Source organism: Burkholderia orbicola, assembly GCF_900100915.1.
Taxonomy (GTDB): domain Bacteria; phylum Pseudomonadota; class Gammaproteobacteria; order Burkholderiales; family Burkholderiaceae; genus Burkholderia; species Burkholderia orbicola.
The window spans coordinates 1,227,095-1,253,788 of sequence record NZ_FNKW01000001.1; the positions used below are offsets into that span (position 1 = coordinate 1,227,095).

At 66.4% G+C, this 26,694-nt stretch carries 27 protein-coding genes and 1 tRNA gene; 14 read left to right on the forward strand and 14 right to left on the reverse strand.

Annotated elements, in window-relative coordinates:
- Positions 1-16: 16 nt before the first annotated feature.
- From ampD to BLS50_RS05800, 3 genes are read right to left on the reverse strand one after another with little or no spacing between them, the layout of a single operon-like run.
- Positions 17-607, reverse strand: a complete 591-nt coding sequence (ampD, locus tag BLS50_RS05790; protein ID WP_011694139.1) for a 1,6-anhydro-N-acetylmuramyl-L-alanine amidase AmpD — start codon at positions 605-607, stop codon at positions 17-19.
- The gene (locus BLS50_RS05795) at positions 604-924 is read right to left on the reverse strand and encodes a PP0621 family protein (protein ID WP_053523934.1); all 321 of its coding nucleotides are present in this window, start codon (positions 922-924) and stop codon (positions 604-606) included. The genes ampD and BLS50_RS05795 overlap by 4 nt, the downstream gene beginning before the upstream one ends.
- A 13-nt stretch (positions 925-937) precedes the next feature.
- Positions 938-1,831 (reverse strand): cytochrome C assembly family protein, encoded by an 894-nt coding sequence (locus tag BLS50_RS05800; RefSeq protein ID WP_012327868.1) that lies wholly within the window; start codon positions 1,829-1,831, stop codon positions 938-940.
- Positions 1,832-1,921: 90 nt separating this feature from the next.
- On the opposite strand from BLS50_RS05800, the gene ffh reads away from it, so the two are divergent.
- On the forward strand, positions 1,922-3,289 hold the full coding sequence (gene ffh, locus BLS50_RS05805) for a signal recognition particle protein (protein WP_006476982.1): 1,368 nt from the start codon (positions 1,922-1,924) through the stop codon (positions 3,287-3,289).
- A gap of 94 nt (positions 3,290-3,383) precedes the next feature.
- Complete coding sequence (locus tag BLS50_RS05810; RefSeq protein WP_006489240.1) at positions 3,384-3,935, forward strand: hypoxanthine-guanine phosphoribosyltransferase; 552 nt, start codon at positions 3,384-3,386, stop codon at positions 3,933-3,935.
- A gap of 82 nt (positions 3,936-4,017) precedes the next feature.
- Here the strand turns inward: BLS50_RS05810 and BLS50_RS05815 are convergent, their stop codons facing one another.
- The gene (locus BLS50_RS05815) at positions 4,018-4,620 is read right to left on the reverse strand and encodes a MarC family protein (protein ID WP_011694138.1); all 603 of its coding nucleotides are present in this window, start codon (positions 4,618-4,620) and stop codon (positions 4,018-4,020) included.
- A gap of 21 nt (positions 4,621-4,641) precedes the next feature.
- Positions 4,642-6,378 (reverse strand): proline--tRNA ligase, encoded by a 1,737-nt coding sequence (locus tag BLS50_RS05820; protein WP_074801353.1) that lies wholly within the window; start codon positions 6,376-6,378, stop codon positions 4,642-4,644.
- A gap of 228 nt (positions 6,379-6,606) precedes the next feature.
- On the opposite strand from BLS50_RS05820, the gene BLS50_RS05830 reads away from it, so the two are divergent.
- Positions 6,607-7,251, forward strand: a complete 645-nt coding sequence (locus BLS50_RS05830) for an RNA pyrophosphohydrolase (RefSeq protein WP_006476994.1) — start codon at positions 6,607-6,609, stop codon at positions 7,249-7,251.
- A 13-nt stretch (positions 7,252-7,264) separates the two neighbouring features.
- Positions 7,265-7,873 (forward strand): CNP1-like family protein, encoded by a 609-nt coding sequence (locus tag BLS50_RS05835; protein WP_006476996.1) that lies wholly within the window; start codon positions 7,265-7,267, stop codon positions 7,871-7,873.
- 94 nt (positions 7,874-7,967) lie between these two features.
- Here the strand turns inward: BLS50_RS05835 and proB are convergent, their stop codons facing one another.
- The 4 genes from proB to rplU form a co-directional block, all read right to left on the reverse strand.
- The gene (proB, locus tag BLS50_RS05840; protein ID WP_006476997.1) at positions 7,968-9,086 is read right to left on the reverse strand and encodes a glutamate 5-kinase; all 1,119 of its coding nucleotides are present in this window, start codon (positions 9,084-9,086) and stop codon (positions 7,968-7,970) included.
- A 90-nt stretch (positions 9,087-9,176) separates the two neighbouring features.
- Positions 9,177-10,289 (reverse strand): Obg family GTPase CgtA, encoded by a 1,113-nt coding sequence (gene obgE, locus BLS50_RS05845; protein ID WP_006476998.1) that lies wholly within the window; start codon positions 10,287-10,289, stop codon positions 9,177-9,179.
- 186 nt (positions 10,290-10,475) lie between these two features.
- Complete coding sequence (gene rpmA / locus BLS50_RS05850) at positions 10,476-10,739, reverse strand: 50S ribosomal protein L27 (RefSeq protein WP_006476999.1); 264 nt, start codon at positions 10,737-10,739, stop codon at positions 10,476-10,478.
- Between the two features lie 24 nt (positions 10,740-10,763).
- Positions 10,764-11,075, reverse strand: a complete 312-nt coding sequence (gene rplU, locus BLS50_RS05855; RefSeq protein ID WP_006025184.1) for a 50S ribosomal protein L21 — start codon at positions 11,073-11,075, stop codon at positions 10,764-10,766.
- A 210-nt stretch (positions 11,076-11,285) separates the two neighbouring features.
- Between rplU and BLS50_RS05865 the strand changes: the two genes are divergently transcribed.
- From BLS50_RS05865 to BLS50_RS05905, 9 genes are all read left to right on the forward strand, one after another.
- The gene (locus BLS50_RS05865) at positions 11,286-12,281 is read left to right on the forward strand and encodes a polyprenyl synthetase family protein (protein ID WP_011544516.1); all 996 of its coding nucleotides are present in this window, start codon (positions 11,286-11,288) and stop codon (positions 12,279-12,281) included.
- 148 nt (positions 12,282-12,429) lie between these two features.
- Positions 12,430-12,506 (forward strand) — tRNA-Pro (locus BLS50_RS05870).
- 141 nt (positions 12,507-12,647) lie between these two features.
- Positions 12,648-13,940, forward strand: coding sequence for an HlyC/CorC family transporter (locus BLS50_RS05875; RefSeq protein ID WP_027812945.1), 1,293 nt, complete (start codon positions 12,648-12,650; stop codon positions 13,938-13,940).
- Between the two features lie 83 nt (positions 13,941-14,023).
- Positions 14,024-15,298: a GspE/PulE family protein gene (locus tag BLS50_RS05880; RefSeq protein ID WP_074801358.1), complete on the forward strand. Its 1,275-nt coding sequence runs from the start codon at positions 14,024-14,026 to the stop codon at positions 15,296-15,298.
- Between the two features lie 2 nt (positions 15,299-15,300).
- Positions 15,301-16,506 carry a type II secretion system F family protein gene (locus BLS50_RS05885; RefSeq protein WP_074801360.1) on the forward strand — a complete coding sequence of 402 codons (1,206 nt, stop codon included), beginning with the start codon at positions 15,301-15,303 and terminating at the stop codon, positions 16,504-16,506.
- Positions 16,507-16,550: 44 nt separating this feature from the next.
- Positions 16,551-17,462, forward strand: a complete 912-nt coding sequence (locus BLS50_RS05890) for a prepilin peptidase (RefSeq protein ID WP_074801363.1) — start codon at positions 16,551-16,553, stop codon at positions 17,460-17,462.
- 1 nt (position 17,463) lies between these two features.
- The gene (gene coaE, locus BLS50_RS05895) at positions 17,464-18,072 is read left to right on the forward strand and encodes a dephospho-CoA kinase (protein ID WP_011544511.1); all 609 of its coding nucleotides are present in this window, start codon (positions 17,464-17,466) and stop codon (positions 18,070-18,072) included.
- A gap of 109 nt (positions 18,073-18,181) precedes the next feature.
- Positions 18,182-18,937: a cell division protein ZapD gene (gene zapD / locus BLS50_RS05900; RefSeq protein ID WP_012327858.1), complete on the forward strand. Its 756-nt coding sequence runs from the start codon at positions 18,182-18,184 to the stop codon at positions 18,935-18,937.
- Between the two features lie 28 nt (positions 18,938-18,965).
- Positions 18,966-19,166, forward strand: a complete 201-nt coding sequence (locus tag BLS50_RS05905; RefSeq protein WP_011544509.1) for a DNA gyrase inhibitor YacG — start codon at positions 18,966-18,968, stop codon at positions 19,164-19,166.
- Between the two features lie 60 nt (positions 19,167-19,226).
- Here BLS50_RS05905 and BLS50_RS05910 read toward each other — a convergent pair whose 3' ends face one another.
- The 4 genes from BLS50_RS05910 to secA form a co-directional block, all read right to left on the reverse strand.
- Positions 19,227-19,670, reverse strand: a complete 444-nt coding sequence (locus tag BLS50_RS05910; protein ID WP_053523940.1) for an NUDIX domain-containing protein — start codon at positions 19,668-19,670, stop codon at positions 19,227-19,229.
- Positions 19,667-20,536, reverse strand: coding sequence for an ATP-binding protein (locus BLS50_RS05915; protein ID WP_012327857.1), 870 nt, complete (start codon positions 20,534-20,536; stop codon positions 19,667-19,669). Before BLS50_RS05915 ends, BLS50_RS05910 begins: the two co-directional genes overlap by 4 nt.
- Positions 20,537-20,555: 19 nt before the next feature.
- A complete protein-coding gene (argJ, locus tag BLS50_RS05920) occupies positions 20,556-21,797 on the reverse strand; it encodes a bifunctional glutamate N-acetyltransferase/amino-acid acetyltransferase ArgJ (protein ID WP_006496770.1) in 1,242 nt (413 codons plus the stop codon).
- Positions 21,798-21,941: 144 nt separating this feature from the next.
- Complete coding sequence (gene secA / locus BLS50_RS05930) at positions 21,942-24,740, reverse strand: preprotein translocase subunit SecA (protein ID WP_011694136.1); 2,799 nt, start codon at positions 24,738-24,740, stop codon at positions 21,942-21,944.
- 256 nt (positions 24,741-24,996) lie between these two features.
- Here secA and BLS50_RS05935 point away from each other — a divergent pair, with 256 nt between their 5' ends.
- The gene (locus BLS50_RS05935) at positions 24,997-25,473 is read left to right on the forward strand and encodes a DciA family protein (RefSeq protein WP_006487136.1); all 477 of its coding nucleotides are present in this window, start codon (positions 24,997-24,999) and stop codon (positions 25,471-25,473) included.
- Positions 25,474-25,556: 83 nt separating this feature from the next.
- Here BLS50_RS05935 and lpxC read toward each other — a convergent pair whose 3' ends face one another.
- The gene (gene lpxC / locus BLS50_RS05940; protein WP_011544505.1) at positions 25,557-26,474 is read right to left on the reverse strand and encodes a UDP-3-O-acyl-N-acetylglucosamine deacetylase; all 918 of its coding nucleotides are present in this window, start codon (positions 26,472-26,474) and stop codon (positions 25,557-25,559) included.
- Between the last annotated feature and the right edge of the window lie 220 nt (positions 26,475-26,694).

Here is a 26,694-nt window from a genome sequence, read left to right on the forward strand (position 1 = left end):
TCAAAAAACCCCGCGATCAGTGCTGACGGAAAGGAAAGTATTCGGCGGAAAAACCGGCATCGCTCGCGAAGCGTTGCCAATCGAAATGCGGGCCCGGGTCGGTCTTGCGGCCCGGCGCGACGTCCGAGTGCCCCGCGAACGCGTCGACCGGGTAGCGCGCGGCGAGCGCGCGGGAGAGCGCGGCGAGCACCGCGTATTGGGCATCGTCGAACGGCACGTCGTCCGCGCCCTCGAGCTCGATGCCGATCGAGAAGTCGTTGCAGCGCGCGCGGCCGAAGAACTCGGACGAGCCTGCATGCCATGCGCGCTCGTCGCACGACACGAACTGCACGAGCTCGCCGCCGCGGCGGATCAGGAAATGGGCGGACACGCGCACGCCGCGCAGGTGGCTCTGGTAATAGGGGTGCGCATCGCAGTCGAGGCGATTCAGGAACAGCGCCTCGATCGCGTCGCCACCGAATTCGCCGGGCGGCAGGCTGATGTTGTGAACGATCACGAGCGTCGGCACCGCTCCCGCGGGCCGCGCCTCGAAGTTCGGCGACGGCGCATGACGCGCTTCGCGCACCCAGCCGTTCGCGTCGACCGACAACACCGCCGCGTCGCTCATCGTGCGTCGCGACCGTTCACGCGCGCGGCGTGGCGCTGCGCATGCTCGGCGCTGCAGAAGTATTCGCCGCTCGCGGCAATCGCGTCGCCCTTCGGCGCATGCACGCCGCATTCGGCGCAGCGCACCATCGGCTCGGGCAGCGACCGCGCGTCGCCGTTCGGGCGCGCGGCACCCGCACTGGCGCCAGCGCCGGGCGCCCCGTCGTAACCGGCGCCGCGGCCGGCGCGCGCCTGCGCCTGTTCCTGCGCGTGACGCAGCTTGCGCGCGAGCCACGAACCCGCGAAGAAGAGAAGAATCAGGAGAAGAATCTGTCGCATCGGAAACCTGCGGTCAAACCACGGAGCGGTGCAGCAGCACCTCGAAAACAAACCGGCTGCCGACGTACGCGAGCAACAGCGCGGCGAACGACACGAGCACCCAGCGCGCGGCGCCGCGCCCGCGCCAGCCCGACGTCTTGCGGGCCACCAGCAGGCCGCCGAACATCAGCCACGACAGGATCGCGAACACCGTCTTGTGGTCGAGCCGCAGCGCGCGCGCATCGACCTGCTCGCTGAACAGGATGCCCGACGCGAGCGTCAGCGTCAGCAGCACGAAGCCGGCGCCGATCAGGCGGAACAGCAGCTTCTCGAGCGTGAGCAGCGGCGGCAGCGTTTCGAGCCAGCTCGCGATCCAGCCGGTCGAGCCGTCGCGCCCGCCGCTACGCAGCGACTGCAGGCGCCGCTCGACCATCAGCATCAGGACCGCGTGCAGCGCGGCGATCGCGAAGAGGCCGTACGCGATGTTCGCGATCAGGAAGTGCAGCTTGAACAGCGGTGCCGCGGCATAAGGCAGCACCCGCACGCCGCCGAACACGAGCGGCAGCAGCGACGCGCCGCACGCGAGCGGCAGCACCAGCAGGCGCAGGCTGTCGAGCGGGAAGAAAAAGCTCTCGATCCAGTAGATGCCGGCGCCGAGCCAGAACATCGCGGACAGCGCGAACGCGAAGCCGAACACCATCGCGTCGTTCGGAAAGATGGTCATGTGCAGCAGCACGCCGTGCGCGAGCAGTGCGGCGAACAGCAGCGCGCGGCCGGCCCCGCTCATCCCGGACGCGGCGGACGCGGGAACCGGCACGGCCGGCACGCTCGCGACGAGCGGCGTCGCGCCCTGACGGTGCGTACGCCAGCCTGCGACGGCGAGGCCGCCGTACAGGAATGCGGTGAGGGCATACAGTACAATATCCATGTTCGAAGTTTACACTAGGCCCCCTTCCCGCGACGGCTCCCTTTTGTTCGGTTCCGCCGCGCCTTCGGGCCCCACTGTCCAACGCTCCCCATGCTCGACAATCTCACTCAACGGATGGCGCGCGTCGTCAAGACGCTGCGCGGCGAAGCCCGGCTCACCGAGGCGAACACGCAGGAGATGCTCCGCGAGGTGCGTCTCGCGCTGCTGGAAGCCGACGTGTCGCTGCCGGTCGTCCGCGAATTCATCGCCAAGGTCAAGGAAAAGGCGCTCGGCGAAGAAGTGATCAGCAGCCTGTCGCCGGGCCAGGCGCTCGTCGGCGTGGTCCAGAAGGAACTGACCGCCGTGATCGGCGGCGACTACGAAGGCAAGGCCGCCGAGCTGAACCTCGCGGTCACGCCGCCCGCCGTGATCCTGATGGCCGGCCTGCAGGGCGCCGGCAAGACCACGACCGTCGGCAAGCTCGCGAAGCTGCTGCGCGAGAAGTACAAGAAGAAGGTGCTGACCGTGTCGTGCGACGTGTATCGCCCGGCCGCGATCATGCAGCTGAAAACGGTGACCGAGCAGGTCGGCGCCGACTTCTTCCCGTCCACGCCGGACCAGAAGCCCGTCGACATCGCGCTCGCCGCCGTCGACTGGGCGAAGCGCCACTACCATGACGTGCTGCTCGTCGACACGGCCGGCCGCCTCGGCATCGACGAGGCGATGATGCAGGAAATCGCCGCGCTGCACGGCACGCTGAAGCCGGCCGAAACGCTGTTCGTCGTCGACGCGATGCTCGGCCAGGACGCGGTCAACACCGCGAAGGCGTTCAACGACACGCTGCCGCTCACCGGCGTCGTGCTGACCAAGCTCGACGGCGATTCGCGCGGCGGCGCCGCGCTGTCGGTGCGCCACGTCACGGGCAAGCCGATCAAGTTCGTCGGCGTCGCCGAGAAGCTCGACGGCCTCGAGGTGTTCCACCCCGACCGGATGGCGAACCGGATCCTCGGCATGGGCGACATCCTCGCGCTCGTCGAGGAAGCGCAGCGCGGCGTCGATGTCCAGGCCGCGCAGAAGCTCGCCGACAAGGTCAAGAAAGGCGGCGACTTCGACCTGAACGATTTCCGCGCGCAGATCTCGCAGATGAAGAACATGGGCGGCCTGTCGTCGCTGATGGACAAACTCCCCGCGCAGTTCCAGCAGGCGGCGGCCGGCGCCGACATGGGTCAGGCCGAAAAGTCGATCCGCCGGATGGAAGGCATCATCAGCTCGATGACGCCCGCCGAGCGCGCGAAACCCGAAATCATCAAGGCGACGCGCAAGCGCCGCATCGCAGCCGGCGCGGGCGTGCCGGTGCAGGAAGTCAACCGGATGCTGAACCAGTACGACCAGATGCGTACGATGATGAAGAAGCTGAAGGGCGGCAACATGCAGAAGATGATGCGCGGCCTGAAGGGCATGATGCCCGGCATGCGCTGATTTCGTCCGTCGGCCGGCGCGCGGGTTTTTGCCGTAGCGCGCGCCTGCCGTTCTGCTTCATCCTTATTTGTATACCGACTGCCCGCCAGAACACATGAACCGCGAAGAAGCCCTCCACATTTTCGACCACTCCGAAGAGATCGTCTCGGCCGACGCCGTCAACGCGTCGATCTCGAAGATGGCCGACGCGATCCGCGCCGAAATCGGCGACGCGTTCCCGCTCGTTCTCTCGGTGATGGGCGGCGCCGCGGTGTTTACCGGGATGCTGCTGCCGCATCTCGATTTCCCGCTCGAATTCGACTACATCCACCTGACCCGCTACCGCAACACGACGCAGGGCAGCCCGGAGATGCACTGGCGCGTCGCGCCGCGCGAATCGGTGAAGGACCGCATCGTGCTCGTACTCGACGACATCCTCGACGAAGGCGAGACGATGGCCGCGATCCGCGACCGCATCCTCGACATGGGCGCGCAGCGCTTCATGTCGGCCGTGCTGTGCGAGAAGACGCTCGCGAAGGCGAAACCGCTGCACCCCGACTTCTGCGGCTTCTCGGTGCCGGACCGCTACGTGTTCGGCTGCGGGATGGACGCGAAGGGCTACTGGCGCAACCTGCCGACGATCCGCGCGCTGACCGCGAACGTCTGATCGCCGCCCGGCCTGCTATATAAATGGAAAGCGGCGCTCCGGTTGCCCGGAGCGCCGCTTTTTTTCGTGCGTGCCGCCTGCGTTATAACTGGTGCACGAACGCGCGGATGCCGGCCAGCAGCATCTCGACCGAGATCGCGACCAGCACGAGACCCATTAGCCGCTCGAACGCGGCGACCGTCCGCTCGCCGAGCCACTGCTGAATCCGCTCGGCCAGCACCAGCGTGATCGCGCAGACGATCATCGTGACCGTCAGCGCGCCGACCCACTCGAGCATCTTGCCGGGCGCCTGCGACGTCATCAGCATCACCGTCGCGAGCGCGGACGGCCCAGCCAGCGCCGGAATCGCGAGCGGGACGATGAACGGCTCGCCGCCCGCGCGCGGATCGCTGCCGAGCGCGCCGTCCGGATGCGGGAAGATCATCCGCAGCGCGATCAGGAACAGCACGATCCCGCCGCCGAGCCGCAGCGACAGGTCGGTGAGGCTCATCATCCTCAGGAAGCGGTCGCCGACCAGCATGAAGAACAGCAGGATCACGAACGCGATCCCCACTTCGCGCAGGATCAGCTTCACGCGCCGCTCGCGCGGCACATCCCGCATCGCCGAAATGAACAGCGGGATGTTGCCGAGCGGATCCGTGATCAGCACGAGGAGCACGGTGGCCGACAGGAACGTGTATTCCATCGTGTCGCCCGGTCGCCGCGCTTAGTGCGCGAGCGCGGCGCGGATCTTCTCCGCGACCGCCGCCGCGGCCGTGTCGGCCGGCAGCAGCGTCGCTTCGGCATCGCGGCGGCCCTGGTACTCGATCTTGCCTTCCTTCAGGCCGCGCTCGCCGATCACCAGACGATGCGGCACGCCGATCAGCTCCCAGTCGGCGAACATCACGCCCGGGCGCTCGCCGCGATCGTCGAGGATCACGTCGATACCGGCCGCGACGAGTTCCGCGTACAGCTTGTCGGCCGTCTCGCGCACCATGTCGCTGCGGTCATAGCCCATCGGGCACAGCACGACCTCGAACGGTGCGATCGACTCGGGCCAGATGATCCCCTTGTCGTCGAAGTTCTGTTCGATCGCCGCGCCGAGAATGCGCGTGATGCCGACGCCGTAGCAGCCCATCAGCATCGGCTGCGGCTTGCCCGACTCGTCGAGGAACGTCGCGCCCATCGCTTCCGAGTACTTGGTGCCGAGCTGGAACACATGGCCGACTTCGATGCCGCGGCAGATGTCGATCGCGCCCTTGCCGTCCGGCGACGGGTCGCCCTTCTTCACGTTGCGCACGTCGGCGACTTCCGGCTCCGGCAGGTCACGGCCCCAGTTCACGCCGGCGATGTGATAGTCGACCTCGTTCGCGCCGACGACGAAGTCGCTCATGTTCGCGACCGTGCGGTCCGCGATCACCTTCACGGGCTTCTTCGTGCCGACCGGGCCGAGGTAGCCCGGCGGTGTGCCGAACCACTCGACGATTTCCTGCTCGGTCGCGAAGCGGTGGTTCTTCAGGCCCGGCAGCTTCGACACCTTGATCTCGTTCAGGTCGTGATCGCCGCGCAGCATCACGAGCCAGATGGTCGGCTCGGCGCCTTCGTTGTCGGTCGCGAGCACGATCGACTTGATCGTGCGCTCGAGCGGGATCGACAGCAGTTCGGCGACGGCCTCGCACTTCGCCTTGCCGGGCGTCGCGACCTTTTCCATCGCTTCGGCGGGCGCCGCGCGCTCGGCAATCAGCGGCAGCGCTTCGGCCGCCTCGACGTTCGCCGCGAATTCGGACGTCGGGCAGTAGGCGATCGCGTCCTCGCCGGTGTCGGCGATCACGTGGAACTCGTGCGAGAAGTTGCCGCCGATCGAGCCGCTGTCGGCCGCCACCGCGCGAAACTCGAGGCCGAGGCGCGTGAAGATGCGCACGTACGCGTCGTACATCTTGCGATACGACTCGTTCAGGCCGGCCGCATCCTTGTCGAACGAATACGCGTCCTTCATGATGAATTCGCGGCCGCGCATCACGCCGAAGCGCGGACGGATCTCGTCGCGGAACTTCGTCTGGATCTGGTAGAAATTCACCGGCATCTGCCGGTAGCTCTTGATCTGGTTGCGCGCGATGTCGGTGACGACTTCCTCGTGCGTCGGCCCGATCACGAAATCGTTGTCCTTGCGGTCCTTGAAGCGCAGCAGCTCGGGGCCGTACTGCTCCCAGCGGCCCGACTCCTGCCACAGCTCGGCCGGCTGCACGGCCGGCATCAGCAGCTCGATGGCGCCCGCCCGGTTCATTTCCTCGCGCACGATCGCCTCGACCTTGCGAATCGAACGCAGGCCGACCGGCAGGTAGTTGTAGATGCCGCCGGCGACGCGACGGATCATGCCGGCGCGGACCATCAGCTTGTGGCTGACGATCTCTGCGTCGGCGGGTGCCTCTTTCAGGGTGCCGATAAAGAAACGGGAAGCTTTCATGCGGACGGTTCCAAAAACGGCGCCCCCAGGCGGGGCGCCCGAAAAAGTTTCAAGGTGAAAAAGCTGCGCGCGGCGAACAACGAGGGACGACGATGGCGCAGACGACGTAGCAGACTAATCAGGGACAATTCAGCCGGTGTACCCCGCGCGGATTCGCTCCGTCACGGTGCGCAGCGCCCGTTATCTGTTTATAATCAAAGCAATTTTAAAGGATTCGAAGGTGGTTGTATGCTGGATCGTGAAGGCTTTCGCCCGAACGTCGGCATCATCCTCTTGAACGCGCGCAACGAGGTGTTTTGGGGCAAGCGGCTCCGCGAGCATTCCTGGCAGTTTCCTCAAGGTGGGATCAAGTACGGCGAGACCCCCATGCAGGCGATGTACCGGGAACTGCACGAGGAAACGGGCCTGCATCCGGAACACGTCAAGATAATCGGCCGCACTCGCGACTGGTTGCGTTACGAGGTGCCTGACAAGTTCATCAAACGCGAAGTACGCGGTCATTACCGCGGCCAGAAGCAGATCTGGTTCCTGCTGCGGATGGTCGGACGCGATTGCGACATTTGCTTGCGCGCGACCGACCACCCGGAGTTCGATGCGTGGCGCTGGAACGAGTACTGGGTGCCGCTCGATGCGGTGATCGAGTTCAAGCGGGATGTCTATCAGTTGGCGCTGACGGAACTGTCGCGCTTCCTGCGCCGCCCGGCGCAGCGAGCCGAGAAGCCGCGCGGGCCGCGTGTGTCGCGCTATCCGCGCGTCATTGGCGCACAGGCCCAGACGCTGACGATTGTCGACACATCGGTAGTCTGTTCGGAGATCGAAGTGGAAGCGAGCACGCTCGACGAGATGCCGCCCCACGTGATCGTCGGCAAATGACGAGTCGGACTGCATGACCGGGCGCGACCTTGGTGTCGCGCCCTTTTTTTACGAGGAATGCATATTGAAAGCGATTGCTCTCGCGCTCGCATCGATCGCCGCGATGGCCGCCCTGGCCGGCTGCGCGAACTCGAAAGCGCCGTCCAACAAGGACGACAGCGAGTTCGTGTACCTGCTCGATCGTCAGGGAACCTGGAAGGAAAACGCCGTCGACACGCTGCCGCCGCTGCCGCAAACGGGCGATCTGCTGCCGTTCAACGTGTCGCAGAACACGCCGCTCAAGTTCTTCGTCGATGCGAAATCGCTCGAGGTCGGCACCGACGGCGTCGTGCGCTACGCGGTCGTCGTCACGAGCCCGGCCGGTGCACGCAACGTGAACTACGAAGGCATCCGCTGCGACACCTACGAATGGCGCCAGTACGCCGGCCTGAACTCCGACCACAACGGCTGGGATCGCACGGTGGAAAACGACTGGCGGCGCATCGAGAACGGTGAGCTCAACGCCTACCACTCCGCGCTCTACCAGGACTACTTCTGCTCGAACAAGATGCCGCAGGGCTCGACCCGGCAGATTCTCGAAAACATCCGGTTCCACCGCACCGCGATGACGCAGTTGCGCTGACGGCACGCGATGCGGGCCGCCCGCATCGTCCGCCGCACAAAAAAGCCCGCATCGCGCGGGCTTTTTCATTTGAACGACGAAACCCGGCCGGCGATTACACCAGCACGAGGTTGTCGCGATGAATCAGTTCGGGCTCCAGCATGTAGCCGAGCACGGTCTCGATCTCGCCGCTCGGCTTGCGGTGAATCAGCTTCGTTTCCGCGCTGCTGTAGTTCGTGAGCCCGCGCGCCACCTCGCGCCCGTCCGGGCCGACGCACGCGATCACTTCGCCGCGCGCGAACGCGCCCTGCACGTCGATCACGCCGATCGGCAGCAGGCTCTTGCCGCCGGCCGTGAGCTTCTCGACCGCGCCCGCATCGATCACGACGTGGCCGCGCACCTGCAGATGGTCGGCCATCCATTGCTTGCGTGCCGCCATCCGCGCGGTACGTGCGATCAGTTGCGTGCCGATCGCCTCGCCGGCCGCCAGACGGACGAGCACGTCGGCCTCGCGGCCACTCGCGATCACGGTATTCGCGCCGCTGTGGGCCGCCCGCTTCGCCGCGAGGATCTTCGTCAGCATCCCGCCGCGGCCGAGACTCGAACCGGCCCCGCCCGCCATCGCCTCGAGCTCCGGTGCGCCCGCATTGGCCTCGCCGACGAGCGTCGCGTTCGGGTCCTTGCGCGGATCGGCCGTGAACAGCCCCGACTGGTCGGTGAGGATGATCAGCGCATCGCCTTCGATCAGATTCGCGACGAGTGCGCCGAGCGTGTCGTTGTCGCCGAACTTGATTTCGTCGGTGACGACCGTGTCGTTCTCGTTGATGATCGGCACGACGCCGAGCCGCAGCAGCGTGAGCAGCGTCGAACGCGCGTTCAGGTAGCGCTCACGATCCGCCAGATCGGCGTGCGTGAGCAGAATCTGCGCGGTGCGGATGCCGTGCTCGGTGAAGCGGCTCTCGTAGACTTGCGCGAGCCCCATCTGCCCGACCGCGGCGGCGGCCTGCAGCTCGTCGATTTCCCGCGGCCGCTTGCTCCAGCCGAGCCGCTGCATGCCTTCGGCAATCGCGCCCGAGCTGACGAGCACGACTTCCTTGCCCTGCGCACGCAGCGCCGCGATCTGGGCTGCCCAGCGGCCGATTGCAGCATGATCGAGCCCCTTGCCGTCGTTGGTCACGAGGCTCGAGCCCACTTTCACCACCAATCGCTTCGAATCCGCGATGATCGAACGCATCCTGCACTGTCTCCTGTATCTGATGCCTGCCCGGGCTAGGCGCGATTGAACGCCAACGCCGGGCGGCACGCCCGGCGCGTTAGCAAACGTTCAGGCGTCGTCGCCCGGCGTCGCACCGCCCTTCGCCGGCGGCGCATCGCGGAAACGCACGTCGGCCGCGAGATCCTCCGCCTCCGCCGCGCGATGCGCGTCCGAATGTTCGGAGAGGTAGTCGTAGATCGCGTAGCACAGCGCTTCGCAGCCCTGGCCCGTCAGTGCCGAGATCTCGAACACGGGGCCGTCCCAGCCGAAGCGGTCAAGGAAATCCGCGACGCGCGCCTCGCGCTCGTCTTCCGGCACCATGTCCAGCTTGTTGAGCACGAGCCAGCGCGGCTTCTCGTAGAGCGCCTCGTCGTACTTGCGCAGTTCGCCGACGATCGCCGTCGCTTCCGCGACCGGATCGACGCTTTCGTCGAACGGCGCGAGATCGACCAGATGCAGCAGCACGCCGGTGCGCTGCAGGTGACGCAGGAATTGATGCCCGAGGCCCGCGCCTTCGGCCGCCCCTTCGATCAGCCCCGGGATATCGGCGATCACGAAGCTCTTGCTCGGGCCGACCCGCACCACGCCGAGATTCGGCGCGAGCGTCGTGAACGGGTAGTCGGCGATCTTCGGCTTCGCGTTCGACACCGACGAGATGAAGGTCGACTTGCCCGCGTTCGGCATGCCGAGCAGACCGACGTCGGCGAGCACCTTCAGCTCGAGCTTGAGCATGCGCCGCTCGCCCGGCTTGCCGTCCGTCTTCTGGCGCGGCGCGCGGTTCGTGCTCGACTTGAAATGCAGGTTGCCGAGACCGCCGGCGCCGCCCTGCGCGAGCATTACCTGCTGGTCGTGCTCGGTCAGGTCGGCGATCAGCTCGCCCGTATCCATGTCGCTGATGATCGTGCCGACCGGCATGCGCAGCGTGACATCGTCGCCGCCCTTGCCGTAGCAATCCGAGCCGCGGCCGTTTTCGCCGTTGCGCGCGAGGTGCTTCTTCGCGTAACGGTAGTCGATCAGCGTGTTGATGTTGCGGTCGGCGATCGCGTAAACGCTACCGCCCCGGCCGCCGTCGCCACCGTCCGGCCCGCCGAACGGGACGAATTTCTCGCGGCGCATCGACGCGCTGCCATCGCCTCCGTCGCCGGCGATGACTTCGATTCGTGCTTCGTCAATGAACTTCATTCGTCACTCCGCCCAGTATTTCCGCTATTGTGCCGCGCGCCGGCACGCTTGAACAATCTGCCGTTCGGCCGATCGTACGCCGGTTGCGCGAGGGTCGCCGGCCCGCACTTGCGGGCGGCGACCCAATAAAAAAGGCCCCGCGAAGACTGCGGGGCCTTTCGGCTACGAAGCCCGTGGGTGCCTGACTTAGGCAGCCGCCGGGACGACGATGACCAGATGCTTCTTGTCCGCGCCCTTCGTCGCGAACTTGACGTGACCGTCGACCAGCGCGAACAGGGTGTGATCCTTGCCCATGCCGACGTTCTCGCCAGCGTGCATGCGCGTACCGCGCTGACGCACGATGATGCCGCCGGCATTGATTGCCTGGCCGCCGTACACTTTCACGCCGAGACGTTTCGACTCGGAGTCGCGGCCGTTCCGGGAAGAGCCGCCTGCCTTTTTGTGTGCCATCTGATTGCTCCTTTACCGAGGCGCTTACGCGTTGATCGCGTCGATGCGCAGCTCAGTGTAGTTCTGGCGGTGGCCGCCGTGCTTTTGGTAGTGCTTCCGGCGACGCATCTTGAAGATGGTGACCTTGGCATGACGACCGTGCGACACAACGGTGGCCTTGACGGAAGCCCCACTGACCAGCGGCGTACCGAACTTAATCGATTCGCCTTCGCCCACTGCGAGAACCTGGTCGAGCGTGATTTCAGCGTCAATGTCAGCCGGTATCTGTTCTACTTTGAGTTTTTCGCCAACGGCAACCTTGTACTGCTTGCCGCCGGTTTTTATGACCGCGTACATTGAGAACCTCACTCTGGATCCAATTTTTCCGCACACCACGCGCGGAAAACACGTGATTATACATGGGGTTAGCACCGAAGTCAAAACCGATTGACGATTACCGCGCGCGGGCCTCTGCCGGACGGCCAAAATCGCGCCGCCGGCACGTCTGACAGACCGGCATATCGCGGATTCGACTTATAATCCGCCGCATCACCCAATTCCATCATCATGTCGTCGTCCACCGCCTCCCCCACCCTCAGCGCCGCCCACCTGCTCGCCCCGATCACCAGCGACATGGAGCAGGTGAATCGCGTTATCCGGCAAAGCCTCGCGTCCGACGTGCTGCTGATCAACCAGATCGCCGAGTACATCATCGGCGCGGGCGGCAAGCGGCTGCGTCCGGCGTTGCTGCTGCTCGTCGCCGGCGCGCTCGGCGAAACGTCGCACCAGCGGCACGTGCTGGCCGCCGTCGTCGAGTTCATCCACACGGCCACGCTGCTGCATGACGACGTCGTCGACGAATCCGAACTGCGCCGCGGCCGCCAGACCGCCAATGCGCTGTTCGGCAACGCGGCGAGCGTGCTGGTAGGCGATTACCTCTACTCGCGCTCGTTCGAGATGATGGTCGGCGTCGGCAAGATGCGCGTGATGGAGATCCTGTCCGAAGCGACGACGATCATTTCCGAAGGCGAGGTGCTGCAGCTCCTCAACATGCACGATGCGGACGTCGACGAAACGCGCTACATGCAGGTGATCCGCTACAAGACGGCGAAGCTGTTCGAGGCGTCGGCGCGCCTGGGCGCGGTGCTCGCGGGCGCCGATGCGCCCACCGAGGCCGCCGCCGCCGAATACGGCCGCCGGATCGGCACCGCATTCCAGATCATGGACGACTGGCTCGACTACGCCGGCACCGCCGAGGCGATGGGCAAGAATGCCGGCGACGACCTGCGCGAAGGCAAGCCGACGCTGCCGCTCATCTATCTGATCGAACGCGGCACGCCCGAACAGTCGGCGCTCGCACGCGAGGCGATCGAACAGGGCGGCACCGATCGCTTCGACACGATTTTCGAAGCGATCACGCGCTCGGGTGCGCTCGATCACACGCTCGAATGTGCACGTCAGGAAGCGCAGGCGGCAGCAGCAGCGATTGCCGCGTTCCCCGATTCGATCTACAAGGAAAGCCTGCTCGGGTTGTGCTCGTACTCGACGTCGCGGCAGTCATGAACACGCCGCGAACGGGAAGCAATGCTCTGTCTCGAAAATTTTCTTCGTCAAAGTATTCCCTTTTAGAAAAAACATCGTTATAGTTACGTTCTTGCTTGAGACGACGCAGAAATCTTCACGAAGACGGCGAAGTCCGAAGAGCAAAAATCGGGGTGTAGCTTAGCCTGGTAGAGCGCTACGTTCGGGACGTAGAGGCCGGAGGTTCGAATCCTCTCACCCCGACCAGATTTAAAAAAACCGTGCACCGTGTGCACGGTTTTTTTTCGTCCGGCCGCCGCGAACCCCTTGTATCGCGCGCGACACATCGCGGTCGCCGGCCTCTGCTATATTTCCCCCATCCCTGTCCTTCACTGCCCTTTCCAACGCGTGGACCAAATTCCCTTATGGGCGCAAATCGGCGCCGTCTTCCTGCTTCTCCTCTGTTCCAGCTTCTTTTCCATTTCCGAGACCGCGATGATGGCGCTCAATCGCCATCGGCTGAAGCACCTCGCCGGTCAGGGCGCACTCGGCGCGAAAACCACGCAGGGGCTGCTCACGCGCACTGACTTGCTGCTGAGCGTGATCCTGATCGGCAACAACCTGTTCAACACGATCATCCCGGTCCTCACGACGTCGCTCGCGCTCCACACGTTCGGCCGCAACAACCTCGCGCTGTCGATCGCGACCGGCGTCGTCGCGTTCCTGATCATCGTGTTCGCGGAAATCGCCCCGAAGATCGTCGGCGCGACGTTCCCCGAACGCATCGCGCTGCCGGCGAGTCTCGTGATCGCCCCGCTGATGCGCGTGTTCAAGCCGGTCGTCTGGTTCGTCAATGCGCTCGCGAACGGCGTGCTGTGGGTGCTGCGCATCAACACGAAGAAGGGCCGCGACCAGCGGATGTCGGCCGACGAGTTGCGGGCCATCGTGCTCGAATCGAGCAGTTTCATGCCGACCAAGCACCGCAGCATCCTGCTGAATCTGTTCGACCTCGAGAACATCACGGTCGACGACGTGATGGTGCCGCGCCGCCAGATCGAGTCGCTCAACTTCTACGCGCCGCTCGACGACATCCTGCATCAGCTCGAAACCTGCTACCACAACCGCCTGGTCGTCTACGAAGGCGACATCGACAAGGTGCTCGGCGTGCTGCACGTGCGCAAGACGCTCACCGGGCTGCACAACCAGGATTTCGACCGCGAGACGCTGCGCGCGCTGCTCGCCGAACCGTACTACGTGCCGTCCGGCACGCCGGTGGTTCAGCAGCTCCAGTTCTTCCAGGAAACCCGGCAGCGCACCGCGCTCGTCGTCAACGAGTACGGCGAACTCGAAGGGCTCGTCACGCCCGAAGACATCATCGAGGAGCTGATCGGCGAATTCACGACGTCGATGCCGCGCAGCGAACGCGCGGGCGGCTGGGACGAGAACGGCGAATGCATCGTCTCGGCCAGCATGCCGCTGCGCGAACTGAACCGCTGGCTGCACCTGAAGCTGCCGACCGACGGGCCGAAGACGCTGAACGGACTGGTGCTCGAGATCCTCGAGGAAATTCCGGAAGACGACGTGTGCCTGAAAATCGGCGACGTGATGCTCGAAGTGATGCGCAGCGACGATCAGGCGGTGCGCACCGTCAAGCTCTTCAAGCCGCGGGGCACGCGTACCGGACGCACCGCCACGCGCTAACCGAACGGCCGACTGCCGGTGCCGGCCGCGACGCGCGATCATCTGCGCATCACGGTCAACAGGCGGCCCGCGTGCCGGCTCACATGCATTTCCCTTCCCCCGGGGCGCCACTGCACACGCAGTCGCCGCCCGCGCATTCCGACGTGCCAGCCGCCGCACCCCATGCCCTCGATGCGGCGCAGCTCGACGATGCCCCCGCCGTACGCCTGCTGACGGACACGCTGCATGCGGCGCGTGTGCGCGACGCGTCGGACATCCACGTCGAGCCGTTCGAGGCCGGCTGGCGCATCCGTCTGCGCATCGACGGCGTGCTGCATGAACATGCGCGCCCGCCGCTGCACCTGCGCGATGCGCTCGTCACGCGGATCAAGGTGCTCTCGCGCATGGACATCGCCGAGCGGCGGCTTCCGCAGGACGGCCGGCTGCGCATCGCGATCGACGGCGGCACGCGCGGCGACTACCGCGTCAGTTCGCTGCCCACGCTGTTCGGCGAAAAGCTCGTGCTGCGGCGGCTCGAAACGCTGCCGCCCGATCTCACGCTTGCCAACCTCGGCTTCGACGCGCGGCAGGCCGCCGCGATGGAGGCCGCGATCCGCGCGCCGCATGGCCTCGTGCTCGTCACGGGCCCGACCGGCAGCGGCAAGACGCTGTCGCTCTACTGCGCGCTGCAGATGCTCGATCGCGACGCGCACAACGTCTGCACGGTGGAAGATCCCGCCGAAATCCAGCTCGACGGGATCAACCAGGTGGGAGTCGCCGACAAGGCGGGGCTCACGTTCGCGACGGCGCTGCGCGCGCTGTTGCGGCAGGACCCGGACGTCATCATGGTCGGCGAGATTCGCGATGCGGAGACGGCCGATGTCGCGATCAAGGCCGCGCAGACCGGCCATCTCGTGCTGTCGACGCTGCACACGAACGACGCGCCGGCCGCCGTCGCGCGGCTGCTCGACATCGGCGTCGCGCCGTACAACCTGGCGGCCGCGCTGCACCTGGTCACCGCGCAGCGTCTCGTCCGGCGCCTGTGCGTCGCGTGCCGCGTGCATTCGGACGCATCGGCGCACGCGCTGCGGGAAGCCGGCTGCGACCCGGCGGCGCTGGCAGCCGGATGGCGGCCGTTCGTCGCGCGCGGCTGTTCCGCCTGTCACGGCATCGGCTATCGCGGCCGCATCGGCCTGCATCAGACGATGCCGGTATCGCCCGGGCTGGCCGAGCGCATCGTCGCGCGGGCGAGCGTCGGCGAGCTCGCGCAATGCGTGGCGGCCGAGGGCGTGCGCACGCTGCGCGACGCGGCATTCGCGCGCGTCCTGGACGGCACGACGAGCATCGCGGAAGCCGTCGCCGCCACCCCCGCGGTGTGAGCATGCGCACGCCACCGCGCGAAACCCGCTTTGCATGGCGCGGCCGCCATCGCAACGGCTCACCCCGCCGCGGGACCATCATCGCCTTCGACGCCGCGGCCGCACGCGCCACGCTCGCGCGCAACGGCATCGCGGTACTGTCGCTCGACCTTCGCGGGCCGGCCCGTCCGCCTGCGGCGGCCGCGCGTGACATCACACGCTTCACGCGCCAGCTCGCGAGCCTGCTGCAGGCCGGCCTGCCGCTCGCGCCGTCGCTCGAGATGCTCGCGCGCACCCGTACGCGCGACGGCGTGCCGCGCATCGCCGCGGGGCTCGCCCGCGAGATCGTCGGCGGCCGGCGCTTCGCCGATGCACTCGCACGCTATCCATCGCAATTCGGCACGCTGTATCGCCAGTTGATCGAGGTCGGCGAGGCGTCCGGTTCGCTCGGCATCGTGCTGACGCGGATTGCGGAACACCGCGAGCGCGCCGATGCGCAATGGCGCAAGCTGCGTGCCGCACTCGCGTATCCGGCCGCCGTCATCCTGTTCGCACTCGCGATCTCCGCAGCATTGATGGTGTGGGTCGTGCCGACCTTCCGGCAGATCTTCGACGGCTTCGGCGCCGCCCTGCCCGCGCCGACCCGCGCACTGCTCGCGCTGTCCTCCGCGCTGTCGGCATGGGGCGGCGTGCTCCTGGCCGGTGCGGCCGCCACGGGGCTGGCCGCACAGCACGCGCTTCGGCGCTCGGCCGCGCTACGCCATGCGCTCGCACGGCGCCTGCTGCGCGCGCCGCTCGCGGGCAGCGCGCTGGAACGGTTCGCGGCCGCACGCTGGTGCCGGTCGCTGGCGACCCTGCTCGGCGCCGGCGTGCCGCTCGCCGATGCGTTCGCCACGCTCGAGCGCACCGCCGGCCATCCGGTGTTCGCGCACGCCACCGCGCACATCGCCGCACGCGTGCTGCGCGGCGTGCGTCTGGCCGATGCGATGCATTCGGCCGGCTGCTTTCCGGACGACGTCGTGCAACCGATCGCCGTCGCCGAGGAAACCGGTGCGCTCGACACGATGCTCGCCGACATCGCCGCATTGTGCGAACGCCAGCTCGACGCGCGTCTCGATACGCTCGCGGCGCTGGGCGAACCGTTGATCGTGATCGTCCTGGGCGCGCTCGTCGGCGGCCTCGTGATCGCGATGTACCTGCCGATCCTTCAGCTCGGCAACGTGGTGTAGCATCGCAACCGATTCTGTCGCCTTTTAGTCCAACCTCGAGCCTCATGACGCCAGCGCCCCTGTCCGCCATTTCCGATTCGCCCGAGAGCACGCTGCTCGCGCTGGCGATGCTGCCGCCCGCGCTGCAGTATGCGTTCGCGGTCGTCATCGGCCTTTGCATCGGCAGTTTCCTGAACGTGGTCGTGCACCGGTTGCCCGTGATGATGCAGCGCGCGTGGCAGGCCGAGATCGCCGAAGCGACGGGCGCCGCGAGCGCCCCGCCCGACGACGGTTATCCGCCGCGCTACGATCTGTGGCGCCCGCGCAGCGCCTGCCCGCACTGCGGCCATGTGTTGCGCGCCTGGGAAAACATTCCGCTCCTTAGCTACCTGATGCTGCGCGGCCGCTGCCGGCGCTGCGGCCATGCAATCGGCATCCGCTATCCGCTCGTCGAACTCGCGTGCGCACTGCTCGCGGCCGGCTCGCTCGCGGCGTTCGGCCCGACCGTCGCCGCGTTCGCCGCGTTCGCGCTGTGCGCGGCGCTGCTCGCGATGAGTGCGATCGATATCCGGACCGGCTACCTGCCCGACTCGATGACGCTGCCGTTGCTGTGGGCCGGGCTCGTGCTGAACCTCGGCGGCACTTTCACGTCGCTGCGCTCGGCCGTGATTGGCGCGATGGCCGGCTACCTGTTCCTGTGGTCGATCTACTGGCTGTTCAAATGGCTGCGCGGCATCGAGGGCATCGGTTTCGGCGACCTGAAGCTGCTTGCCGCGCTCGGCGCCTGGATGGGCTGGGCCGCACTGCCGCAGGTCGTGCTGTTCGCGGCGGTGACCGGCGCGGTCGTCGGGCTCGTCGCGACCTGGCGCGGCCGCATGCGCTTCGAGGAGCCGATTCCGTTCGGCCCGTTCCTCGCGGCCGGCGGCGTCGCCACGCTGTTTTTCGGCACCCCTTTCTATGCGGCGCTCGGAGGCTGACATGTTTTCAGTAGGACTCACGGGCGGCATCGGCAGCGGCAAGACGACCGTTGCCGACCTGTTCGGCGCCCGTGGCGCATCGCTCGTCGATACCGACCTGATTGCCCACCGCATCACCGCACCGGGCGGCCTCGCGATGCCGGCGATCGAGCAGGCCTTCGGCCACGGCTTCGTGGCCGCCGACGGCTCGCTCGATCGCGCGAAGATGCGCACGCTGATCTTCAGCGACGACGACGCGCGCCGGCGCCTCGAAGCGATCACGCATCCGCTGATCCGCGCGGAGACCGATCGCGAGGCGCGCGAAGCACGGGGCCCGTACGTGATGTTCGTCGTGCCGTTGCTCGTCGAGTCGGGCACCTGGAAGGCGCGCAGCAATCGTGTGCTCGTCGTCGACTGCCCGGTCGAAACGCAGATCGCGCGCGTGATGCGACGCAACGGTTTCACGCGCGAACAGGTCGAAGCGATCATCGCGCGCCAGGCGACGCGCGAAGCGCGCCTCGCTGCGGCCGACGATGTGATCGTCAACGACGCGGTCACGCCCGACGCTCTTGCCGCCCAGGTCGATGCACTGCACCAACGCTATGTCGGATTCGCGGCCGCCGCGCACTGAGCCTCGCACGCAATCGTGATGGTGTACGAAATTGGCGCGTTGCTAGGGTAGAGAGGGGGCATTAGAATGTCCTTCATTGTTTCAATCCCTACCCAAGAGGCGAGCGCGCTTGATTCTTTACGAGTATCCGTTCAACGAGCGAATTCGCACGCTGTTGCGTCTCGAAGATCTGTTCGAGCGCTTCGCGTTCTTTTTGGCTCAGGAGGACCCGCGTGAGCACCACGTCGCGCTGACGACGCTGTTCGAGATCGCCGAGGTAACGGGCCGCGCGGACCTGAAATCGGATCTGATGAAGGAGCTCGAACGTCAACGCCAGACGCTCGCCCCCTTTCGCGGCAATCCGGGCATCGAGCAGAATGCGCTCGAGGCCGTGCTCGGCGAAATCGAGCAGACGCTCGCGAATCTCGCGCAGATGCAGGGCAAGACCGGCCAGCATCTCGTCGACAACGAGTGGCTCGCCAGCATCCGCAGCCGCGCGGTGATTCCGGGCGGCACGTGCAAGTTCGACCTGCCGTCGTACTACGCGTGGCAGCAATGGCCCGCCGAGCAGCGGCGCCAGGACATCGCGAAGTGGATCCTGCCGATGCTGCCGTTGCGCGACGCCGCGGCGATCGTGCTGCGGCTCGCGCGCGAATCGGGTCAGGCGTCGAAGGTCATGGCGATGCAGGGCAGCTACCAGCAGATGCTGTCCGGGCGCAGCTACCAGTTGATGCAGGTGCGGGTGCCGCCGGAGCTGCGCGTGATTCCCGAAGCGAGCGCCAACAAATACATGTTGTGGGTACGGTTCACCATGCAGGACGGCGACGTGCGGCCGCGTGCGGTGGACATCGACGTACCGTTCCATCTGACCCTGTGTAATCTGTAACGGCCGCGTGCCGGTTCAACGCTTTCGTATGACTACCGTTGTGAAATGTCCGTCGTGCGGCGCAGAAGTGCGCTGGACGCCTGAAAACAAGTTCCGTCCCTTCTGTTCGGCCCGCTGCAAGCAGCTCGACCTTGGCGCCTGGGCCGCGGAAAAGTATCGGATCGGCGGCGCCTCCGACGAGGGTCCGTCGTCGGAAGAGGACGGCACGGACAACCGCCGCGACAGCTGAGCGGCGCGCGGTGCCGCCGCCCACTGATATGGCCCGCGTTTCAGGCGGGCCGCCACGGCGTCATTGCGACGCCGCTTCCTTCTCGAGCAGTTCGAGCACCGGCAGCGCCGCCGGCAACAGCGGCGCGACCTCGACCGGCAGTTGCTGCCATACGAACGCCTGCCCTTCCTTGCTGTGCGGCTCGCCCGTCCAGCCCGTCACCTTGCAGAAATAGAGCCGCACGTACGCGTGCGGATAATCGTGCTCGAGCGTGTGCCAGCGGTGGCTGGCCGTGACTTCGATGCCGAGTTCCTCGTGCAGCTCGCGCGCCAGCGCGTCCTCGACGCTTTCACCGGCCTCCAGCTTGCCGCCCGGAAACTCCCAGTAACCTTCGTACGGCTTGCCCTGCAGGCGTTGCGCGAGCAGATAGCGCCCGTCCGGCTGCACCATCACGCCGACCGCGACTTCCGTCACCTTGCGGCCGTCCGGCGCCCGCACGGCGCCCTCTGCCAGATCCGCGCTCATGCCTGCTCCTTGCGACCCGACCAGTCACGCGCGAACTGCCACGCGACGCGGCCCGAGCGCGAACCGCGCTCGAGCGCCCATACGAGCGCGTCGCCGCGCGCCGTCTCGATCTCCGTATCCGGGCAGCCGAAGTGACGCAGCCAGTGCGCGACGATGTCGAGGTAGTCGTCCTGCTTGAACGGATAGAAGCTGACCCACAGCCCGAAGCGCTCCGACAGCGAGATCTTCTCCTCGACGACTTCGCCAGGGTGAATCTCGCCGTCCGGCAGATGCTTGTACGACTCGTTGTCGCTCATGTACTCGGGCAGCAGATGGCGGCGGTTCGACGTCGCGTAAATCAGCACGTTGTCCGACTGCGCGGCGATCGACCCGTCGAGCGCGACCTTCAGCGCCTTGTAGCCCGATTCGCCGTCCTCGAACGACAGGTCGTCGCAAAACACGATGAACCGCTCCGGACGCTGCGATATCAGGTCGACGATGTCGCCGAGATCGTGCAGGTCGTCCTTGTCGACTTCGATCAGGCGCAGCCCGTCGTTCGCGTACGCATTCAGGCACGCCTTGATCAGCGACGACTTGCCGGTACCGCGCGCGCCCGTCAGCAGCACGTTGTTGGCCGGCTTGCGCTGTACGAACTGCCGCGTGTTCTGGTCGATCAGTGCTTTCTGGCGATCGATGTTGTGCAAGTCGCCGAGCGTGATCGACGACACGGCCGGTACCGGCTGCAGGTAACCGCGCCCCTGGCGCTTGCGCCAGCGGAACGCGTGCGCCGCGTTCCAGTCGATGGCCGCCGGTGCGGGCGGCAGCATCCCTTCGAGACGGCCGAGCAGCGCTTCCGCGCGCGTCAGAAACTGTTCAAGCTTGTCCATGTCGTTCGAGCGCTCCCGATCAGGAGCGGTAATCCGCGTTGATGCTCACGTAATCGTGCGACAGGTCGCACGTCCAGACGGTGGCCTGCGCGTCGCCACGGCCGAGCAGCACGCGGATCGTGATCTCGCTCTGCTTCATCACGCGCTGGCCGTCCTCTTCCTGATAGGCCGGGTTGCGGCCGCCCGCCTTCGCGACGAGCACGTCGTCCAGATAGAGGTCGATCTTGCCGACGTCGAGATCCGCGACGCCCGCATAGCCGATCGCCGCGAGAATCCGGCCCAGGTTGGGGTCGGATGCGTAGAAGGCCGTCTTCACGAGCGGCGAATGGCCGATCGCGTACGCGATCTGGCGGCATTCGGCGACGCTCTTGCCGCCTTCGACCTGCACCGTCATGAACTTCGTCGCGCCTTCGCCGTCGCGCACGATCAGTTGCGACAGCACCTGCGCGACTTCCGTCACCGCGTCGCGCAGCGCCGCATAGGCCGGCGAATCGGTCGACGTGATCGCCGGCAGCGTGCTCTTGCCCGATGCGATCAGGATGAACGAGTCGTTCGTCGACGTGTCGCCGTCGATCGTGATGCAGTTGAACGAGCGGTCGGCGACTTCCTTGACGAGCGTGTCGAGCACCGGCTGCGCGACGTTCGCATCGAACGCGAGGAAGCCGAGCATCGTCGCCATGTTCGGCTTGATCATGCCCGCGCCCTTGCTGATGCCCGTCAGCGTGACCGTGTGGCCGTCGATCGTCACCTGGCGCGACGTCGCCTTCGGCAGCGTGTCGGTCGTCATGATCGCCTGCGCGGCGTCGAACCAGTTCGCGGCCTTGCGGTTCGCGAGCGCAGCCGGCAAGCCGGCCTTCAGACGATCGATCGGCAGCGGCTCGAGGATCACGCCGGTCGAGAACGGCAGCACCTGCGCCGGCTCGATGCCCGCGAGACGCGCGAGTTCCGTACACGTTTCACGGGCGTTCACGAGGCCCGGCTCGCCGGTGCCCGCGTTCGCATTGCCCGTATTCACGACCAGCGCACGGATGCCCGCGCCGCCCGCACGCACCTTCGCCAGGTGCTCGCGGCAGACGGTGACCGGCGCCGCGCAGAAACGGTTTTCGGTGAACACGCCCGCGACCGTCGCGCCTTCGTCGACGGAGATGACCAGCACGTCCTTGCGATTCGGCTTGCGGATGTTCGCTTCCGCCCAGCCGAGCGTGACGCCGGCGACGGGATGCAGTTGGGCGGGATCGATCGACGGAAAATTGACAGCCATGGGGCACACCTGCCGGATGGAAAATGCCGGCACGCGCCGGCATCGATTGGAAGAACCGGCGGCCGCACGCGCGGGCCGCCACAACTCACATCACTGACTCGAAGCTGCGAACGACGCGGCACGCGTGACGCGCGCCGCCGCCGATCATGACAGCTTCCCGTGACATTGCTTGTACTTCTTGCCGCTGCCGCACGGGCACGGGTCGTTGCGGCCGACCTTCGGCATTTCGCCGCCGGGGCCGCTGTGCGTCATCGCGCTGCCGACCATGTCGGCCGTCGCCGTGGCCGCCGCGGCTGCGGTGACGTTCGCGACCGGCGCACCGGCGTCCGCGTAGTCGGCGTGCTGGTATTCGACGTTCTCGAGATGACCGCCGCGCTCCTCGATCTGCTCGGCCGCCTCTTCCAGCTGTTCCGGCGACTGGATCTGCACGTTCATCACAATGCGCGTGACTTCCTGCTTGATCGCGTCGAGCATCGCGGCGAACAGCTCGAACGCCTCGCGCTTGTACTCCTGCTTCGGGTTCTTCTGCGCATAGCCGCGCAGGTGGATGCCCTGGCGCAGGTGGTCGAGCGCCGCCAGGTGCTCGCGCCACAGGCGGTCGACCGTCTGCAGCATCACCGAGCGCTCGAACGCGCTGAACGATTCGCGGCCGACCATCGCGACCTTCGCCTCGTACTGCTCGTCGGCGGCCGTCATCACGGCGTCGAGGATCTCCTCGGCGGTGATCGACGACGACTCGTTCACCATTTCCTGGATCGCGAGATCGAGCTGCCAGTCGTTGCGCAGCGCTTCCTCGAGCTCGGGCACGTCCCACTGCTCTTCGATGCTGCCTTCCGGCACGAACTGGCGGACGACTTCGGTGATCACGCCGTGACGCATCGCGGTGATCGTCTCGGTGATGTCGTGCGCCTCGAGCAGCTCGTTGCGCTGCTGGTAGATCACCTTGCGCTGGTCGTTCGACACGTCGTCGTATTCGAGCAGTTGCTTGCGGATGTCGAAGTTGCGCGCTTCGACCTTGCGCTGCGCCGATTCGATCGACCGCGTGACGATGCCCGCCTCGATCGCCTCGCCTTCCGGCATCTTCAGGCGATCCATGATCGAGCGCACGCGGTCGCCCGCGAAGATACGCAGCAGCGGGTCGTCGAGCGACAGGTAGAAGCGCGACGAGCCCGGATCGCCCTGGCGGCCTGCACGGCCGCGCAGCTGGTTGTCGATCCGGCGCGATTCGTGGCGCTCGGTGCCGATGATGTGCAGGCCGCCCGCGGCTTTCACTTCCTCGTGCAGCGTTTCCCACTCGTCGTGCAGCTTCTGGATGCGACGGGCCTTTTCGTCGGCCGGAATCGCATCGTCGGCCTCGATGAACGCCGCCTGCTTCTCCGCGTTGCCGCCGAGCACGATGTCGGTACCGCGGCCGGCCATGTTGGTCGCGATCGTGATGCGCTTCGGACGGCCGGCTTCCGCGACGATCGCCGCTTCACGCTCGTGCTGCTTCGCGTTCAGCACTTCGTGCGGCAGCCCGGCCTGCTTCAGCAGGTGCGACAGCAGTTCGGAGTTCTCGATCGACGTCGTGCCGACCAGCACCGGCTGGCCACGCTCGTAGCAGTCGCGGATGTCGCGGATCACCGCGTCGTAGCGCTCCTTGGCCGTCTTGTAGATCTGGTCCTGCTTGTCGATCCGCTTCGGCGGGCGGTTGGTCGGGATCACGACCGTCTCGAGGCCGTAGATCTCGTTGAATTCGTACGCTTCGGTGTCCGCGGTACCGGTCATGCCGGCCAGCTTCGCGTACATCCGGAAGTAGTTCTGGAACGTGATCGACGCGAGCGTCTGGTTCTCGCTCTGGATCTTCACGTGCTCCTTCGCCTCGACCGCCTGGTGCAGGCCGTCCGACCAGCGGCGGCCGGCCATCAGGCGGCCCGTGAATTCGTCGACGATGACCACTTCGCCGTTCTGCACGACGTAGTGCTGATCCTTGTGGAACAGCGTGTGGGCGCGCAGCGCCGCGTACACGTGGTGCATCAGCGTGATGTTCTGCGGCGCGTACAGGCTCTCGCCCTCGCCGATCAGGCCCCATTCGGCGAGCAGACGCTCGGCCTTCTCGTGGCCCGATTCCGTCAGGAACACCTGGCGCGCCTTCTCGTCGAGCGTGTAGTCGCCCGGCTTCTCGACGCCCGTGCCGTCGGCCTTCTCCTCGCCGATCTGGCGCTCGAGCAGCGGCGGCAGTGCGTTCATCCGCACGTACAGCTCGGTGTGATCCTCGGCCTGGCCCGAAATGATCAGCGGCGTACGCGCTTCGTCGATCAGGATCGAGTCCACTTCGTCGACGACCGCGAAGTTCAGGGCCCGCTGCACGCGCGCGTCGGTCTCGTAGACCATGTTGTCGCGCAGGTAGTCGAAGCCGAATTCGTTGTTCGTGCCGTACGTGATGTCCGCCGCGTAGGCCTGTTGCTTCTGGTCGTGTTCCATGCCGGACAGGTTGATGCCGACCGACAGACCGAGGAAGTTGTAGAGGCGCGCCATCCATTCGGCGTCGCGCTGCGCGAGGTAATCGTTGACGGTCACGACGTGCACGCCGCGGCCGGCCAGCGCATTCAGGTACACGGGCAGCGTCGCGACGAGCGTCTTGCCTTCGCCGGTGCGCATTTCCGCGATCTTGCCGTAGTGGAGCACCATGCCGCCGATCATCTGCACGTCGAAGTGCCGCATCTTCAGCACGCGGCGGCTCGCTTCGCGACAGACCGCGAAGGCCTCGGGCAGCAGCTTGTCGAGCGACTCGCCGGCCGCGACCCGCTGGCGGAATTCGTCCGTCTTGCCGCGCAACTGGTCGTCCGTCAGCTTCTCGATCTGCGTTTCGAGCGCATTGATCGTCGCGACGGTCTTTTGGTATTGCTTGACGAGCCGCTGGTTGCGGCTGCCAAAAATTTTCTGGAGAAAACCGGTTGTCATCGGATCGGATCCTGCGTCGCAGCACCGACGCCCGGCGCGTGTTGCGCGCCCCGGCGCCCGAGCCTCGGCGGCTTAGCGAATTAGTGGACTCAAACGTTGAATTTTAGCACGCGGGGACGCGTGCGCCTGCGTCCCGGCCGGACGGGCATCGCGCGCCGGGGCCGGGCGGGCGGAGCCGAAAGCCGCCCGTGTACGGGCCGGCGCGGGTACAATCGGCTGCAACGTCCGCGCGCGTGCGCGCTCGAAGAAAGCCTCGATGAACCGATTTTCCAAGCGTTTCGGCCCGCTCGCCGCCTATCGCCCGCAACCCGTGTCCGAAGTGCTCGGCCGTACCGACGCTTTCGCGGCGCTGCGCGCGGGCGTCGAGCAGATCGCGTCGCTGCAGCGCGACCTGGGCGCATGCCTGCCCGACTATCTGGCGAATCACGTCGAGCCGGGCTTCATCAAGGACGGCACCCTGACCCTCTTTGCCGCGCACAATGCGCTGGCCGCGCGGCTGCGGCAGGTCGAAGTACGGCTGCTCGGCGACCTCCAGAAACGCGGCTGGCCCGTGACGACGCTGCGCGTACGCGTGCGGCCGAAGGACGCGCCGGAGCCGCCGCACGTGAAGCAGGCGCGGATGACCTCGGCCGGCGCCGCCGCACTGCGCGACCTCGCCGACCACCTCGAGCCGTCGCCGCTGCAGGCCGCGCTCGCGCGGATGGCGGCACGGCACGGCGCGAAGCCGCGTTGACCGCACCGGCCATCGTCGGCGGCCGCCAGCCAACAAAAAAGCGACCCGAGGGTCGCTTTTTTATCGCTTGCGCTGAACGCCGGTCACGCGAAGGCCGTCTGCGCGTCGAACGCGAACCCCTTCGGTGCAGCCTGCGGATCGTCAAACGTCACGATCTCGTACGCGTCTTCGTGCGCGAGCAGTTCGCGCAGCAACGCGTTGTTCAGGCCGTGGCCCGACTTGTACGCGGTGTACGACGCCAGCAGCGGGTGGCCGATCACGTACAGGTCGCCGATCGCGTCGAGCATCTTGTGCTTTACGAACTCGTCGTCATAGCGCAGCCCGTCGTTGTTCAGGATCCGGTACTCGTCGAGCACGATCGCGTTGTCCATGCTGCCGCCGCGCGCCAGGCCGATCTCGCGCAGCATCTCGGCCTCGTGCGCGAAGCCGAACGTGCGCGCACGCGCGATCTCGCGCACGTACGACGTGGTCGCGAAATCGACCTCGAGCTCCTGGCCCGTCTTGTCGACGGCCGGGTGGCGGAAGTCGATCGAGAACTTCAGCTTGAAGCCGAAATACGGATCGAGACGCGCGAACTTGTCGCCATCGCGGATCTCGACCGGCTTCGTCACCTTGATGAAGCGCTTCGGCGCGTTCTGCTCCTCGATGCCGGCGGACTGGATCAGGAACACGAACGTGGCCGCGCTGCCGTCCATGATCGGGATTTCCTCGGCCGTCACATCGACGTACAGGTTGTCGATGCCCAGCCCCGCACACGCGGACATCAGGTGCTCGACCGTCGACACGCGCACGCCATCCTTCTGCAACACCGACGCGAGCCGCGTGTCGCCGATCGACATCGCCGATGCGGGAATGTCGACCGGCGTGGGCAGGTCGACGCGTGAAAAGACGATGCCCGTGCCGGGCGCGGCGGGACGGAGCGTCAACTCGATCTTGCGGCCCGAGTGGACACCGATACCCACGGTCTTCACGATGGATTTGATGGTGCGCTGCTTCAACATGGTCTTCTTCGTCTTGATTGAAGATATCAATCAGGAGTTATATTCGATAGGCGGGATTATAGCGTAATTCCCTATTCAGCGCTGTCTGAAACTGCGTATCAATCTGTTTCGACAGTTTACCCGCGCCGATACGGGACGGGCCGATGCCCGGAACGGAGGCGTTTCCGGTCATCAGCCCGTGTTACAACTGCCCTGAGGCCGGTGAGCAGCGTTGCCGGAA

Bases quoted from the DNA above. Each gene is read 5' to 3' on its own strand.
- BLS50_RS05890 (WP_074801363.1), top strand. From the start codon at position 16,551: ATGACGCCAGCGCCCCTGTCCGCCATTTCCGATTCGCCCGAGAGCACG.
- BLS50_RS05905 (WP_011544509.1), top strand. From the start codon at position 18,966: ATGACTACCGTTGTGAAATGTCCGTCGTGCGGCGCAGAAGTGCGCTGG.
- argJ (WP_006496770.1), bottom strand. From the start codon at position 21,797: ATGGCTGTCAATTTTCCGTCGATCGATCCCGCCCAACTGCATCCCGTC.
- BLS50_RS05800 (WP_012327868.1), bottom strand. From the start codon at position 1,831: ATGGATATTGTACTGTATGCCCTCACCGCATTCCTGTACGGCGGCCTC.
- BLS50_RS05935 (WP_006487136.1), top strand. From the start codon at position 24,997: ATGAACCGATTTTCCAAGCGTTTCGGCCCGCTCGCCGCCTATCGCCCG.
- BLS50_RS05880 (WP_074801358.1), top strand. From the start codon at position 14,024: ATGCATTTCCCTTCCCCCGGGGCGCCACTGCACACGCAGTCGCCGCCC.
- BLS50_RS05910 (WP_053523940.1), bottom strand. From the start codon at position 19,670: ATGAGCGCGGATCTGGCAGAGGGCGCCGTGCGGGCGCCGGACGGCCGC.
- BLS50_RS05820 (WP_074801353.1), bottom strand. From the start codon at position 6,378: ATGAAAGCTTCCCGTTTCTTTATCGGCACCCTGAAAGAGGCACCCGCC.
- secA (WP_011694136.1), bottom strand. From the start codon at position 24,740: ATGACAACCGGTTTTCTCCAGAAAATTTTTGGCAGCCGCAACCAGCGG.
- proB (WP_006476997.1), bottom strand. From the start codon at position 9,086: ATGCGTTCGATCATCGCGGATTCGAAGCGATTGGTGGTGAAAGTGGGC.
- coaE (WP_011544511.1), top strand. From the start codon at position 17,464: ATGTTTTCAGTAGGACTCACGGGCGGCATCGGCAGCGGCAAGACGACC.
- BLS50_RS05865 (WP_011544516.1), top strand. From the start codon at position 11,286: ATGTCGTCGTCCACCGCCTCCCCCACCCTCAGCGCCGCCCACCTGCTC.
- BLS50_RS05810 (WP_006489240.1), top strand. From the start codon at position 3,384: ATGAACCGCGAAGAAGCCCTCCACATTTTCGACCACTCCGAAGAGATC.
- BLS50_RS05815 (WP_011694138.1), bottom strand. From the start codon at position 4,620: ATGGAATACACGTTCCTGTCGGCCACCGTGCTCCTCGTGCTGATCACG.
- BLS50_RS05915 (WP_012327857.1), bottom strand. From the start codon at position 20,536: ATGGACAAGCTTGAACAGTTTCTGACGCGCGCGGAAGCGCTGCTCGGC.
- ampD (WP_011694139.1), bottom strand. From the start codon at position 607: ATGAGCGACGCGGCGGTGTTGTCGGTCGACGCGAACGGCTGGGTGCGC.
- rplU (WP_006025184.1), bottom strand. From the start codon at position 11,075: ATGTACGCGGTCATAAAAACCGGCGGCAAGCAGTACAAGGTTGCCGTT.
- BLS50_RS05830 (WP_006476994.1), top strand. From the start codon at position 6,607: ATGCTGGATCGTGAAGGCTTTCGCCCGAACGTCGGCATCATCCTCTTG.
- BLS50_RS05795 (WP_053523934.1), bottom strand. From the start codon at position 924: ATGCGACAGATTCTTCTCCTGATTCTTCTCTTCTTCGCGGGTTCGTGG.
- obgE (WP_006476998.1), bottom strand. From the start codon at position 10,289: ATGAAGTTCATTGACGAAGCACGAATCGAAGTCATCGCCGGCGACGGA.
- BLS50_RS05885 (WP_074801360.1), top strand. From the start codon at position 15,301: ATGCGCACGCCACCGCGCGAAACCCGCTTTGCATGGCGCGGCCGCCAT.
- BLS50_RS05835 (WP_006476996.1), top strand. From the start codon at position 7,265: ATGACCGGGCGCGACCTTGGTGTCGCGCCCTTTTTTTACGAGGAATGC.
- ffh (WP_006476982.1), top strand. From the start codon at position 1,922: ATGCTCGACAATCTCACTCAACGGATGGCGCGCGTCGTCAAGACGCTG.
- rpmA (WP_006476999.1), bottom strand. From the start codon at position 10,739: ATGGCACACAAAAAGGCAGGCGGCTCTTCCCGGAACGGCCGCGACTCC.
- lpxC (WP_011544505.1), bottom strand. From the start codon at position 26,474: ATGTTGAAGCAGCGCACCATCAAATCCATCGTGAAGACCGTGGGTATC.